Below are 14091 nucleotides of genomic sequence, written 5' to 3' on the forward strand. Positions count from 1 at the left end.
GCTGGTGCGAAGCGGGGCTGGTTGGGGCGAAGAGAAACAGACCTGGTTTCAATGGATCGTGGTATGATCTCCTCATACCCGCCATGTCGGAAATGAGTTTTGCGAATCGCTATAACCACCCGTTGAGAAACTAGCCCGGAAGAATCTGCGCATAGAGCTAAGCAGCGCCACTCGCCACGCCAGAAACCTCCCCCCGAGTTCTCGGGGTAGCGCAAGGAAACCCGTTTTCACCCAGTAAATTCACATCCACTTTCCCCGCAATCCTTTCGCCAGCCCATGAAAATTCCCGCCCCCTCCGGCTGCTCCGGCTTCCACCGCATGAACCTGCACCGCCGCGAGGCCATGCGCATCGGCTTCTGCAGCGCCCTCGGCCTCAGCATGGCGGACATTCTAAAACACGAAGCGCGCGCCACCGTGGAGCCCGGCTTCTTCAAAGAAGGCAAAGCCAAAAGCATCATCCATCTCCACCTCCCTGGCGGCATGGCCCAGCAGGAATCCTGGGACCCAAAGCCCGAAGCGCCCACGGAATATCGCGGCGGCTTCGGCGTCGCCAAAACCAACACCGGGGAGGTCTTCAGCGAGAACTTCAGCCGCCTCGCCAAGATCGCCGACAAGCTCACCATCGTGCGCTCCGTCACCGGCAAGATCCCCGATCACCAGCAGGCGACCTACCACCTCTACACCGGCTACACGCCCACCACGGTCATCGACTACCCGCAGATGGGCAGCGTCGTTTCCCATCTCATGGGCATTCGCCAAGGCATGCCCCCCTACGTGGCCATCCCCGCCATGCGCGGCTTTGAAGGCGGCACCGGCTTCCTCAGCAGCAAGTACGGCCCCTTCCAACTCAATGCCGACCCCGGCGCGAAGGGCGAGTTTAAGGTGCGCGACTTCAGCATCCCAGATGGCGTCTCCATGCAGCAGTTCGAACGCCGCAAGGCCGCACGCGACATCGTCGAAGGCCAGCTCCGCAAACTGGATGCCGACATCGACAAGCTGAACACGATGGATGATTTCTACAAAAGCGCCTACTCGCTGCTCACCTCCGATGCCGCACGGAAAGCCTTCTCCCTCGCCGACGAAAACGACGCCATGCGCGATCTCTACGGCCGCAACTACGAGCTCAAACAAAAAGCCCCTGCCGCCGTGGGCGAGCGCCTCCTCCTCGCTCGCCGCCTTGTCGAGTCCGGTGTGCGTTTCGTCAGTGTGAACTACGGCTCCTGGGACTCGCACGTGGACATCAAGAGCACCTGCACCGAATTTATGCCCGCCCTCGATCACGCCATCAGCGGCCTCATCACCGATCTCGATCAGCGTGGCATGCTCGACAGCACCCTCGTCATGGTCACCACCGAGTTCGGCCGCACGCCAAAAGTAAACATGAGCAACGGCCGCGACCACTGGGCACGCGTGTACTCCATGCTCCTCGCCGGTGGCGGCATCACGAGAGGTCAGATCTACGGTGCCTCCGATGCCACATCTGCCGAACCCGCACGCGATGAAGTGAAGCTCGAAGACTTCCTCGCCACCGTGTACAACCAGCTCGGCATCGATTCCAACGAAGAGCTCATGGCCTTCGGCGGCACTCGCCCCATCGAGATCGTGAAAGACGGCAATGTCGTGAAGGGAATCATCTCCTAACCGCCATGCGACTTTTCATCGCCCTCATATGTTCAGCGTGTCTGCTCACCTCCGCGCTCGCAGGCCCGATGGTGCATCACATCGAGTTTGTCACGCCGCGCGCAGGCCAGCGCGGCACCACGGTCGAAGTCACGATTGAAGGTGCCTTCATCAAAGAGGCGCGGGAGGTGCTGTTTTATCGCCCCGGCATCCGCTGCACGGAAGTCAAAGCGCTGCCCTCATTGCCTGGGCCTCGCTCCACGATGCACGGAGGTTTTGTCGCGGACAAAGTGCAGTGCCGCTTTGAGATCGATGCCGACTGCCCGCTCGGACTGCACCCTTTCAAGCTGCGCACCGCCACCGAGCTGACCACGCTCAGCACCTTCGCTGTGACGCGCTTTCCCATCGTCAAAGAGGCGCAGGAAGACCAACCGGTGCCCATGAATAGCGCGGTGCTCGGCCGCATGGACACGCATCAAGTCGGCGATGTCGATGTGTATCGCGTCACCGGCCGCAAAGGCGAGCACCTTTCGGTGGAAGTCGATTCCGTCTGGCTCACGGAGAAGTTTTACGCCGGGTCCGAGTTCGACCTCACCGTGCGCATTCTGGATGCCAGCGGCAAGGAACTCGCCCGCAATGACGACAGCGCCCTGCATTTGCAAGATCCCGTGCTCAGCACGATTCTCCCTGCCGACGGCGAATACCGCGTCGAGGTCAAACAGCGCATCTTCAACTCGGGCGGCAACTGCTACTACCTCGCGCACATCGGCTCGAATCATCGTCCCCTGGCCGTGTACCCCGCCGGTGGCATGAAAGGCGAAAAGCTTGCCGCCACGCTTCTCGGCGATCCCGCAGGCGATGAAGCCGTCCAGGTCACGCTCCCGGTACAAACCGGCGACTTCGCCTTCAATGACAGCATGGCCTCGCCGCTGATGATGCGTGTGAGTGAGTTCCCCAATGTGCTCGAAGCCAAAGAGGCGGATGAAACCAGCGTCAGCGCCCTCCCTGCTGCTTTGAATGGCCGCATCGAAGCCGCCAACGATGCCGACAGCTTCCGCGTCAAAGCCAAAGCGGGTGATCGCTGGCGCGTGCGCGTGTTTGCACGGTCGCTCGGCACGCCGCTCGATCCACGGCTTTCGATCCGCAAAGCCGATGCCGAAACCGATGACATCACCGCTGATGACTCGACGCTCCCTGATCGCGATCTCTGGGCCATGTCGCGACAGATTCAGCGGAAGGAACTCATGGACCCGGCTGTCGTTTGGGAACCCAAAGCCGATGGTGATTACCTCATCAACATCACCGACATGCGCGGTCTCGGTGATCCGACCTCCGTTTACCGCATTGAGGTCGAACCCGTTCGCGATGAGATCAACACCTTCATCCAAGCGCGCGTCATCGACATGGTGGAATGTCCACGCCTCACCAGCATCGCCGTGCCGCAAGGTGGCCGCTGGACGGTGAATGTGAACCTCGTCGATGCCCCCGGCAGCAGCTACGAAGGCGAGCTCGACCTTGTCGCGCAGGGCCTGCCCAAAGGCGTGCGCATGATCGCTCCGCGTGTGCTCGCCGGTAAGCGTCAGGTGCCGGTTCAGTTCATCGCCGATGCCGGCACAAAGCCGCAGACGACGCTCATCTCCATCACCTGCAAAACCACCGATGGCACGCCGCTGCTCAGCCGCTCGCAGCAGTCGTTTCCCTTCCTCGGCCACAGCGGTGGTCATGCGTGGCATTCCTTTGTTGTCGATCACTATGCTTTCGCCGTCACCGAGCCCGCGCCTTATCAAATAGATGTCGAGCAGCCGATGATTCCGCTTTCGCAAAATGGTGAACTCACGCTGCCGGTCAAAATCACGCGCAAGCCCGGCTTTGATGAAGACATCGAGCATCAGTTTGACTGGGTGCCACCCGGTGTCGAAGGCGAGCCCACACTCACCATTCCTGCGGGCAAAAACGAAGGAACGCTGCGCCTCAGCGCCAGCGCTTCGGCTGCGCCGGGCACCTATCGCCTCGCCATGACTGCGTCCACAACCGGCGGCTCGTATTACCTCGGTGCTGGACGCATTCGCACCTCGGCCGCCTTCATTGATGTGACCGTTGCTCCGCCCTATATCGCCCTGAAGAGCAATCCCAGCGCCGTACGTCGTGGTGAAAAAGCCCAGGTCGTCTGGGACATCGAACACAAGAAGCCCTTCGAAGGCGAAGCCGACGCCACCCTCCTCGGCCTGCCCAAAGGCGTGAGTGTCGTCAATACCCCCAAACTCAAAGTCGGCGACAAGCAGCTTATCTTCGAAATCTCCGCCTCCACCGAATCCCTGCTCGGTCAATACAAGGAACTGAGCTGTGAAATCACCGTCACCGAACGCGGCCAGGAAATCCGCCAGCGCGTGGGCAAAGCCATCCTCCGCGTTGACCCCGCCCTTCTTCAAACCTCCAGCTCATCCCGCTAAATGCTCCGCCCTTTGTTTGTCCTTTTAGTGTGCGCGGTCTCTCTTTGCGCCGAAGAAGCCCCCAGCTTTCGCCGCGATGTCATGCCCATCCTCTTCCGCTCTGGCTGCAATCAGGGCACCTGCCACGGTTCGGCAAGCGGCAAGGACGGCTTCATGCTTTCCCTCTTCGGCTACGATGCGAAGGGAGACTACTACCGCATCACTCAGGAAATGGTCGGACGTCGCGTCAATCTCGCCGCCCCTGAGCAGAGCCTCATGCTCCTCAAAGCCACCGGCAAGGTGCCTCACACCGGCGGCGAGCTTTTCAAGGCCGATACCCCATACTACCAGACCCTGCTGAAATGGATCGCTGCCGGCACCCCTGACGATGCCGCATCCGTGCCGCAGCCCGTTGAGATCACCCTCGCACCCGAGCGCATCGTCTTTGAAGGCGGCAAAGGCACGCAAAAGACCACCGTCACCGCGCGCTACTCCGACGGCACCAAGCGCGACGTCACCGACCTCGCCCTCTTTGCCACCAACAACCCCTCCACCGCCAAGATCGACAAAGACGGCCTCGTCGCCGCCACCGGTCGTGGCGATACGCATGTTTTCGCGCGCTTCAACCGCTTCACCATCGGCTCCGAAGTCATCGTGCTCCCGCAGGACAAAAACTACCAATGGACGAATCCGGTCGCGAACAACTACATCGACGAAATCATCCACGACCGCCTGCAAAAGCTGCGCCTCCTCCCTTCGGAGTTGTCCGATGATGAAACCTTCCTGCGTCGCGTCTTCATTGATCTCAGCGGCGCACTCCCTACCACCAAGGAGTATCACGACTTCATGGCGGACACCGCCAATGACAAGCGTACCGTCCTCATCGATCGCCTGCTCAAAAGCGACGGCTTCACCGATCTCTGGACCGATCTCTGGGCCGAAATGCTCCGTGTCAAAGGCGGCGGCTACGCACCCACCGCCACCGATGTCAAAGCGGCCGACGTTTACTATGAATGGATCCACGATCAGATGGCGCAGAACCGCCCGCTCAATGAATTCGTGGCCGATCAGATCACCGGCACCGGCAGCAACATCAACAGCGGCCCCGCCAATCTCTACACCATGCTCGTGCATGATGTGCGCGTGACACCGAAGAACCTCGCCGCAGATTTCTCCCAACTCTTCACCGGCGTGCGCATCCAGTGCGCCGAGTGCCACAACCATCCCTTCGACCGCTGGACGCAGGACGACTACTACGGCTGGGTCAGTTTCTTCACCGGCATTCAGCGCAAGCTCGGCGTCGAGCCGCGCGAGTTTTACGTCTTCAATGACCTGTCCGCCGCCCCGGCCAAACACCTCGTCGATGAGCGCCCCATGCTCCCCACCGTCCTCGGCGGCGAAAGCAGCGTGCCGAAGGGCAAGGACCCGCGTCAGGCCCTCGCCGCCTGGCTCACCTCGCCAAAAAACGAGCTCTTCACCCGCAACCTCGCCAATCGGATCTGGGCCCACTTCATGGGTCGCGGTCTCGTGGAACCGCTCGATGACATGCGCGTGAGCAATCCGCCCACCAACGGCCCCTTGCTCGATGCCCTCGCCAAACACCTCGGCGACTCCCGCTTCAATCTGCGTGCCTTCATTCGCGACATCACCACCTCGCGCACCTACCAGCTCTCCGCGCAGCCAAACGCCACCAACGCCGCCGACACGCGCCAGTTCTCACGCTCCCAGCTTCGCCGTCTGCGTGCCGATGTGTTGCTCGATGCCATCGTCGAAGCCACCGACGGCGAACGTGGCTTCGGCTATTTCCCCAAAGGCACCAAGGCCATCCAGCACTACCCGCGCACTCCCGGAGACACCACGCATGCGATGACCGGCGATCCTTTTTTCGAGACCTTTGGCCGCGCCGGACGCGCCAGCGTCTGTGCCTGCGACACCAAGCTTGAGCCCACCCTTTCGCAAACCCTCCACATGGTCGCCGGAGAAACTGTGCAGAGCCAGGTCGGTTTCGGCAAGGTCATCGAAAAACAGCTCAAGGCCGGCACACCACCGGAAACGATCATCGAAGACCTCTATCTCCGCGCCCTCAGCCGCAAGCCCAAGCCCGAAGAACTCAAAGCCCTGCTGGAACTCGTCGGCAGCGACACCCAAGACCGTAAGCCCTACCAGGACATCTTCTGGAGCCTCCTCAATTCCACGGAGTTCATCTTCAATCATTGATCATGCGTCCGCTTTTACTCCTCCCATTCCTGCTCACGTCCGCGTTCGCCGCCGATGCCGTCATCACCTATGACGAACACATCAAGCCCATCTTCCGCGAGCATTGCCTCAAATGTCACGGCGACGACGAGCAGAAAGCCGACCTGAACCTCGCCAACTTCACCGCCACACTCAAAGGCGGCAGCGGCGACAAAGCCGTCATCGCCGGACGCTCCAGCCAGAGCCTGCTCTTCCAAGCCATCACTGCCGAAGACGACGCCGAGCGCATGCCGCCGAAAAAGGCTGCCATTCCCGCCCCGCAGATCGAACTCATCCGCCAGTGGATTCAGGGCGGCCTGCGCGAGTCCTCCGCCAGCAAATCACTCGTCGCCGAACGCGACACCAGCTTCACGCCGACCACCGACATCCAACTCGACGGCCCGCCGCCGATGCCCGAGTCCCTGACCGCCTTCACGCCTCCCGCGCTGAAACGCCCCTTGCCCGTCATTGCCATGGCCGCCAGTCCGCGTGCTCCATTGATCGCCGTCGCCGGGCATGAACACGTGCGGTTGCTTGATGCCACCACCCAGCAGGAGATCGGTGCCCTCGCCTTCCCCGAAGGTCAGCCCAACGTCATCCGCTTCAGCCTCGACGGCCGCGTCCTCATGGTGGCCGGAGGCAAGCCCGTGCAATCCGGCAGCGTCGTCCTCTTTGACGTCAAAACCGGCAAACGCCTCACCACCATCGGCGACGAAACCGACGCCGTGCTCGCTGCCGATCTCAGCCCCGATCAGCAGCTCGTCGCCCTCGGCGGCTCCGGCAAAGTCATCAAAATTTATGGCACCGCCGATGGCAAACTCCGCCATAAGCTCACCAAACACACCGACTGGATCACCGCCCTCACCTTCAGCCCCGACGGCAAAAAACTCGCCAGCTCAGATCGCGCAGGTGGCATCCATCTCTGGGACGCCACAGGCGGTGGCATCCTCCTCTCCCTCTCGGAGCACAAAGCTGCCGTCCGTGCTCTGGCTTGGCGCAGCGACAGCAAAATGCTCGCCAGCGGAGGCGAAGACGGCCTCCTCATCTGGTGGGACGCCAAAGACGGCTGGCCCACCGTCACCAAAAACAACGCGCATCCTCCCGCACGCCCGCAGGGCTTCTACGGGAAGATTCCCAACGGCGTCCTCGCGCTCGCTTTCGGCCCCAAAGGAGAACTCCTCAGCGCCGGGCGCGACAAGCAGGTGCGCCTCTGGAGCCCCAGCGGCGGTGCCGTGAAATCTTTCTCCTACGAAGCCGCACTGCCGCTTCAGACCAGCATCACCTTTGACGGGAAGGGACTATTTGCCGGAGGTGCGGACGGTCTCGTACGTATCTTGTCGGGTAACTAGATTCGTCCTTGTTGTCTGCAGCGAATAGCCGCCGTGGTCCCAGCTGTTGCCCACATTCGTTGGCTCGTCTTCCCAGGTGAAGTTTTCACCGTAGTTGATCGTAGGCTGAGGCCAGACGCTGTAGCCATTGCCGTAGCCACCGCCATGTCCGCCAAAGCTCGGCGCTCCATTGAAGTTGCTGCCGTAGTAGGTGCCACCAGGGGGGACGCGCTTGTAGCCGCCATCGCTCCAGTCATGACCACAAGAAGTGAGGGAAAGAGCGGCAAGAACCGAGAGGATGACCAAAGAGTGAACGGGTTTCATGGAACGGATGATGTGAGTGCTGACGGGTTATTTGATGGAGAATTGGCCAAGCCGAAGAAAAAAGCAATCCTATAAATCCAGCTCCGTGTTTCCCTGATGCTTCCGAGCCCCCCGCGGCATCTCAAAACAGCGGCCGGCAGTCCTACGCACGGCTCCACTTTCCTTCCAAAACTTGGAATCTTCCCCACCCGTTTCGCGTTACCAATCACCTCATGAAATTTTCCCTCCTCGCGCTTTTCGCCTCCGCCTCTCTCTCATTCGCCGCCGATAAACCCGACACCACCGGCTGGAAGGACCTGTTCACGGCCGACCTCTCCAACTCCGTCGCCCCTGGCCAATGGGAGCTCAAAGACGGCATCCTCGTCGCCAAAGACCACGACACCCTCTGGACCAAAGACTCCTACGGCGACTTCATCCTCGACCTCGAATTCAAGGTCGAAAAGGAATCCAACAGCGGCGTCTTCATCCGCTCCGGTAATATTAAAGACGTCCTCTCCGCCTTCGAAATCCAGGTCCACGACTCCGCAGACGGCAGCAAATACGGCATGGTCGCAGCCATCTATGACGCCATGCCGCCCAGCAAAAGCATGGCCAAGCCCGTTGGCGAGTGGAACCACTTCACCATCACCTGCAAAGGCCCCATGATCAGCGTCGTCTTCAACGGCGAAGAAGTCATCAACGCCAACCTCGACAACTGGCCCGAAATCGGCAAAAACCCGGACGGCACACCCAACAAATTCAAAAAGGCCCTCAAAGACTACGCCCGCACCGGCCCCATTGGTCTCCAAGGCCTCCACGGCAAAGCCCAGGCCCCCGTTTATTACCGCAATCTGAAGATCAAGGTGCTGGAGTAGCCATAAATTTATGGAATACTGTTTGCAGATTCATGCTCTTGGATGTCCGGAAAAAGTAGAGCTGTCTGAGGATGAATTTTTGACGATAAAGGCATCTAAACACAAGCTAGAATCTTTGTTTAAGATGGTTGAAGATTATAGGATAGTTGTCGAGAGCTACCGAACAGTGGAGGCCTCACAATTCGAGGCGGCGTTTTCACACATATTATATTCACGAGCGGGTTACAATGATGAATCTGAAACGCGTGTTCTGTTAAGCTCAAGAATTGTGGCCTATCTTTCTTGCGCACGATATTTTATTGATTCTACAGACAAAACTATTTCTAGTATCTTATCGAAAGAAGATGTGCTTAAGTTTAAAGCTTTTCGAAGCGAAATCTATGATTCAGTAAAAGAATATCGATTTATCGAAGCTTTGCGCAATTATTCGCAGCATCGTGAAGTTCCCATCGATAGCATCCACTTTCATTCAGGGTACGAGAACAAAAATGATAGGTCGAAAAGTGACATCGTGAATGTCCTTTCAATAGGAACTCATAAAGCATCACTCGCTGCTGATCCGAAATTTAAGAAGATGGCTCTGGATGGAATGCCTGAAATAATTAACTTGGTACAAGCTATTCGATGCCACATGGAGGGATTGTGGGGAATTCATGACTACTTAAATAAGTGCACTGATTCAATTGCGCAAAGCAGTAGATTTGTCATCGAAAGCGCAATTTCGAGATTCGAAAAAGAAATAAAAGCGGACTCCCTTGGATTATATGCATTCGCGCAGCTATCTGAAGTCGAAGTTAAAGACAAAGTTCCGATGTTGCTAGATTGGGATGACGCTAGGAAGCTTGCTATCCAAAGTATGTGCCCACTAAAAGACCTTGGGCGAACATACGTTACTAGCAAAGCTAGGCCATTGACCCCGTAAGATCACCCCCCGCACGCCACTCGCACCTCCTCCAGCTCCGCCCATCGCGAAAACTTCCCCTCCAGCTCGTGCTTCTTCTTGTCGAGCTTGGCCATGTACTCATTCGTCCCCGCTCCCAGCTTCACAAACGTCTCCGGATTCGCCAGCTCTCCTTCCATCGCCGCGATTTCGCTCTCCAGACTCGTGATCGCAGCTTCGCACTCAGCGAGTTCGCGCTGCTCCTTCTGGGGCATCTTCTTCTGCTTCGGTGCGTTGGCAGCCGCTACCTTTTCCTTCTTCACTGCGGCGTTCACCAGCGCCAGCTCAGCCGCAGCTTTCGCAGAACGTTTCTCCTGGTAGTAGCTGTAGTTGCCCGCGCACTCATGGATGCGTCCCTCGCCTTCAAAAGCGAGCATTCGGTCGCACACCCGGTCCAGGAAATACCGGTCATGACTTACCACCAGCACGCAGCCCTTGAAGGAAAGAATGGCCTCCTCCAGCACTCGCATCGTTTGCAGATCCAGATCATTCGTGGGCTCATCTAGAATCAGGAAGTTGCCACCCCGGCGCAGGATCTTCGCCAGCAGCACGCGGCTTTGCTCGCCACCGCTCAGTTCCTTCACCCGCATGGTCACGCGTTCATCGGTGAAAAGGAAGCGGCGCAGGTAGGTGCGCACATGCATCTTCTCCGGCCCGAACTGCACAAACTCAGACATCGGCCCCGCCACTTCCTCCATCACGCTGTTCTCCGGGTTCAGCAGGAGACGCTGCTGATCCACGTAGTTAAACACCGTGCGCTTGCCAATCGTGACCTTGCCCTCATTCGGTGCCTGCTGGCCCATCAGCATCCGCAGCAGCGTCGTCTTGCCGAGACCATTGCGGCCAATGATCCCCGTGCAGGTCCCCGCTTCAAAGCTCAGATTCAGGTGGCTGAACAACCAGCGGTCATTGATGTGCGCACCAATCTCCACCGCATCGATGATCGTGTTTGCCAGCGGAGAGGCAGGCGGGATGATCAAATCCATCACCAGTTCCGCCTCAGGCGCGTCGATGGCCGCCACGCGGTCATACTCATCCAGACGTGAGCGCTGCTTCGTACCCCGGCCTCTCACACCCGCACGCACAAACTCCAGCTCATGCCGTAGAAAGCTCTGGCGCCGCCGCTCGGAATTCGCTTCCACCGATTCGCGGATCGCCTTGCTCTCCAAAAAGTCACTGTAGTTCCCGGGATGACTGTAGATGCGGCTGTCGTCGATCTCGATGATGCGCGTCGCCACCCGATCCAAAAAGTAGCGGTCATGCGTCACAAACAGCACCGCGCCCGTGAAGTCCCGCAGGAAAATCTCCAGCCACTCAATCGACTCCGCGTCCAGATGGTTCGTCGGTTCGTCCAGCAGCAGCAGATCCGGTTGTGAGACCAGCGCCCGCGCCAGCGCGACACGCCGTTTTTCACCCCCTGAGAGCCCATTGACGATGCGATCCGCCGCCGGCAGCCCCAGCTCATTCATTGCGGTGCTGATCCGCGTCTCCACGCCCCAGCCGTCATGCAGCTGGATCTGATGCAGCAAATCATCCTCCTGGTCCCCCTTGTAGTCGCCGGACTCGTAGCGCTCCACCATTTCCAGCAGCGCCGAAGCACCCGCGCGCACGTTGTCGATCACGCTTGCCTCATTATCCAGCACAAACTCCTGCGCCAGATGGCTCACAATGATCCCATTGCGGCGCGAAATAATGCCACTGTCCGGCTTCTCCGTCCCCACCAGGATGCGCATCAGGCTCGTTTTCCCAGAGCCATTCCGCCCCACCAGCCCGAGCTTCTCACCCTCATGGATGCTCATCGTCGCATCATTGAAGACCTGCTGAAGCCCGAATTGAAGGCGCAGGTCTTTGGCGGAAACGACAGCAGGAGTAATGGGAGACATAAGTGGGGTGGCTGAGATAGCACGATCTGCCCCCGCTGCGACTGATTACCTTCATCCCCACCGGATTCATCCCTTACTTCTTCTCCAGGGCTTCCCGTACCATCACCGGGTCATCCGTCGTGATCCCATCCACCCCCAGCTTCGCAAAACGCAGTACGTCCGCCGGTTTGTTCACGGTCCACACATAAAGCCCAAAGCCCGCATCCCGGATCTGCTTCACCATCGCCTCATCCCAAGGAAAATCACTGGTCCCGAGGTCCAGCCCATCCAGCTTGTCCGCCTTCGTATCCGCAATGAGTTGCGTCAGATCCGTGGGCTTCTTCTCCTTCGTCTTCCCTGACGCCAGCCGATACACCTTGATCCAAGGCATCGCCTTTTTCGATTCCGCCGCCGCATCCCGCTTGAAAGCAATGATCGCCAGCTGCGCCGCGCGATCCTTCATCGGTTCCAAAATACGCTTCAATTCAGGCACGATCTCCGCCCCGCATTTCACCTCAATAAAAAAACGCTGCTTGCCCACGGGCATCGTCGCCAGCGCCTGCTCCAGCGTCGGGATCTTCTCCTTCGCCCACTCCGTGCCCTTCCATGATCCCGCCCCCAGCGCCGTTAGATCCGCCTGCTTCGAGGTCGCCACATCCATCATCACACCCGCTGTGCGCTTCGCATCCTTGTCATGAATCACCGCCGTTTTGCCATCTGCCGTGAGATACACATCCAGCTCACACGCATCCGTTTGATTCTTCCAGGCAAGATCAAAAGCCGCGATCGTATTCTCCGGTGCACGCGCAGAAAATCCGCGATGCGCGACGATTTCAACAGCGTGGGAAGACATGGCGGTAAGGAGAAAAAATGCGACGAATTTCATGAGGTGGAAAGCAAACGACGCAAGCACCCGTAACCCTTCGCTCCAAATGAAATTTTGCTTCCTGCTTGCCCTCAGCATCATCATTGTTCGCACGCTGACCTCCTGCTCCAAGTCACCGTCTGCGGACCCTAAGGAGCAGCACGTCATCCTGATCAGTCTCGACGGCTTCCCCGCATGGCTGTGGAATGATGAATCGCTGCAGATCCCCAACCTGCGCAAACTCGCTGCGGAAGGTGCCAGCACCAAGGCCATGACGGTGAGCAATCCGTCCATCACCTGGATCAATCACACCACCCTCGTCACCGGTGTCGAGCCGCGCAAGCACGGCGTTCTCTTCAATGGACTCCTCGTTCGTCAGGGCGACAGCAAGCCACCGAAGATCGAGCAGTGGGCCGACAAAACCAAGCTCGTCTTTGCTCCTACACTCTACGACATCGCCCATGAAGCAGGACTCACCACCGCCGAGTCCGACTGGGTCGCCATCACCAAAGCCAAGACCATCGACTGGAGCTTTGCCGAACTGCCCGACCTCGAAGGTAAAGTCGAAAAAGAAATGATCGCCGCCGGCGAGATCAAACCGCAGGACATCGCCTGGATGCAGCTCGGCCCGCAGCGCAAAAGCGTGACCTTCCTCGACAACATGTGGACCAAGGCCGCCATCCACATCTTCAAGACGCACAAGCCCAACCTGCTGCTCTATCACACCCTCAACACCGACGCCACCCACCACACCTACGGCCCCGGATCCATGGCCAGCCACACCGCGCTCGCCTACACAGACCGTCTCGTGGGTGATCTCGTCAAAGCCGTCGAAGACAGCGGCCTGCGCGACAACACCACCTTCATCATCGCCACCGATCACGGCTTCAAGAAAGTCACCAAAATCATCCTGCCCAACGTCGAGCTGAAAAAGGCTGGACTCGCTCAAGGACTCGGCCCCACCATCAACACCTGTGACGCCTATTCCATGACCCAAGGCGGCATGGCCTTCGTGTACATCACCAATCCCGCCCGCAAAGCCGAGCTGCTGCCACAGCTCAAAGAGATGTTCGCCAAGACCGAAGGCGTGGATCGCGTGATCGAAGGCAAGGACGGCCACACCCTCGGCATGCCCATTCCCGAGGAGAACCCCGGCATGGGCGATCTCGTCCTCTATGCCAAGACTGGCTACGCTTTCAAAAACGACGCCGGTGGTGACGCCGTCATCACCCCCTCCGTGAACTACGCCGGCACCCACGGCTACTTCAACGGCGACCCCGAGCTCGATGGCATCTTCATCGCCAGCGGTCGCGGCATCAAAAAAGGCATCGTCCTCGACCGGATGGCCAATCTGGACGTCGCCCCCACCATTGCCAAACTCATGGGCCTGGTGCTGCCAAAACCAGACGGCCGTGTGCTGGAGGAGATCTTGATTTCTGCCGACAAGAAATAATTCCCTGCGGCACGCAGCAGAGATTCGCATGCCGGAGTTATGCGAAAAGCGTTCTGCCTCCCAGCGGCAACGAGAAATTTGCGCACGCTCCCCTGCATGCTGGCAAATACCATGTTCCACCCAGCGGTGAAGAAATAACCCCAGGTTTGCCGCGAAGGCGCCAGCAAGTGGTCCGCACAGT

At 59.0% G+C, this 14091-nt stretch carries 10 protein-coding genes; 7 read left to right on the top strand and 3 right to left on the bottom strand.

The window, feature by feature from the left end:
- Positions 1–276: 276 nt before the first annotated feature.
- The 4 genes from PSV43_RS22125 to PSV43_RS22140 all read left to right on the top strand — a co-directional run bounded on the left by PSV43_RS22125 (position 277) and on the right by PSV43_RS22140 (position 7633).
- On the top strand, positions 277–1641 hold the full coding sequence (locus tag PSV43_RS22125) for a DUF1501 domain-containing protein (RefSeq protein ID WP_300202863.1): 1365 nt from the start codon (positions 277–279) through the stop codon (positions 1639–1641).
- 5 nt (positions 1642–1646) lie between these two features.
- Positions 1647–4070 (top strand): PPC domain-containing protein, encoded by a 2424-nt coding sequence (locus tag PSV43_RS22130; RefSeq protein WP_300202866.1) that lies wholly within the window; start codon positions 1647–1649, stop codon positions 4068–4070.
- A gap of 81 nt (positions 4071–4151) precedes the next feature.
- Positions 4152–6266, top strand: coding sequence for a DUF1549 domain-containing protein (locus PSV43_RS22135; protein ID WP_300202869.1), 2115 nt, complete (start codon positions 4152–4154; stop codon positions 6264–6266).
- Between the two features lie 2 nt (positions 6267–6268).
- Positions 6269–7633 (top strand): c-type cytochrome domain-containing protein, encoded by a 1365-nt coding sequence (locus tag PSV43_RS22140; protein WP_300202872.1) that lies wholly within the window; start codon positions 6269–6271, stop codon positions 7631–7633.
- Here PSV43_RS22140 and PSV43_RS22145 read toward each other — a convergent pair.
- Positions 7583–7936 (bottom strand): hypothetical protein, encoded by a 354-nt coding sequence (locus PSV43_RS22145; RefSeq protein WP_300202875.1) that lies wholly within the window; start codon positions 7934–7936, stop codon positions 7583–7585. The genes PSV43_RS22140 and PSV43_RS22145 overlap by 51 nt on opposite strands.
- Before the next feature lie 212 nt (positions 7937–8148).
- Between PSV43_RS22145 and PSV43_RS22150 the strand changes: the two genes are divergently transcribed.
- Together PSV43_RS22150 and PSV43_RS22155 are read left to right on the top strand one after the other, a co-directional pair.
- A complete protein-coding gene (locus PSV43_RS22150; RefSeq protein WP_300202877.1) occupies positions 8149–8790 on the top strand; it encodes a DUF1080 domain-containing protein in 642 nt (213 codons plus the stop codon).
- 10 nt (positions 8791–8800) lie between these two features.
- Positions 8801–9712, top strand: a complete 912-nt coding sequence (locus tag PSV43_RS22155; RefSeq protein ID WP_300202880.1) for a hypothetical protein — start codon at positions 8801–8803, stop codon at positions 9710–9712.
- Between the two features lie 2 nt (positions 9713–9714).
- Here PSV43_RS22155 and PSV43_RS22160 read toward each other — a convergent pair whose 3' ends face one another.
- Positions 9715–11613, bottom strand: coding sequence for an ABC-F family ATP-binding cassette domain-containing protein (locus PSV43_RS22160; protein ID WP_300202882.1), 1899 nt, complete (start codon positions 11611–11613; stop codon positions 9715–9717).
- A 73-nt stretch (positions 11614–11686) separates the two neighbouring features.
- Positions 11687–12445, bottom strand: a complete 759-nt coding sequence (locus tag PSV43_RS22165; RefSeq protein WP_300202885.1) for a glycerophosphodiester phosphodiesterase family protein — start codon at positions 12443–12445, stop codon at positions 11687–11689.
- Between the two features lie 79 nt (positions 12446–12524).
- Here PSV43_RS22165 and PSV43_RS22170 point away from each other — a divergent pair, with 79 nt between their 5' ends.
- A complete protein-coding gene (locus PSV43_RS22170; RefSeq protein ID WP_300202888.1) occupies positions 12525–13910 on the top strand; it encodes an alkaline phosphatase family protein in 1386 nt (461 codons plus the stop codon).
- Positions 13911–14091 lie beyond the last annotated feature (181 nt).

This window comes from Prosthecobacter sp., assembly GCF_029946185.1.
GTDB lineage: Bacteria > Verrucomicrobiota > Verrucomicrobiia > Verrucomicrobiales > Verrucomicrobiaceae > Prosthecobacter.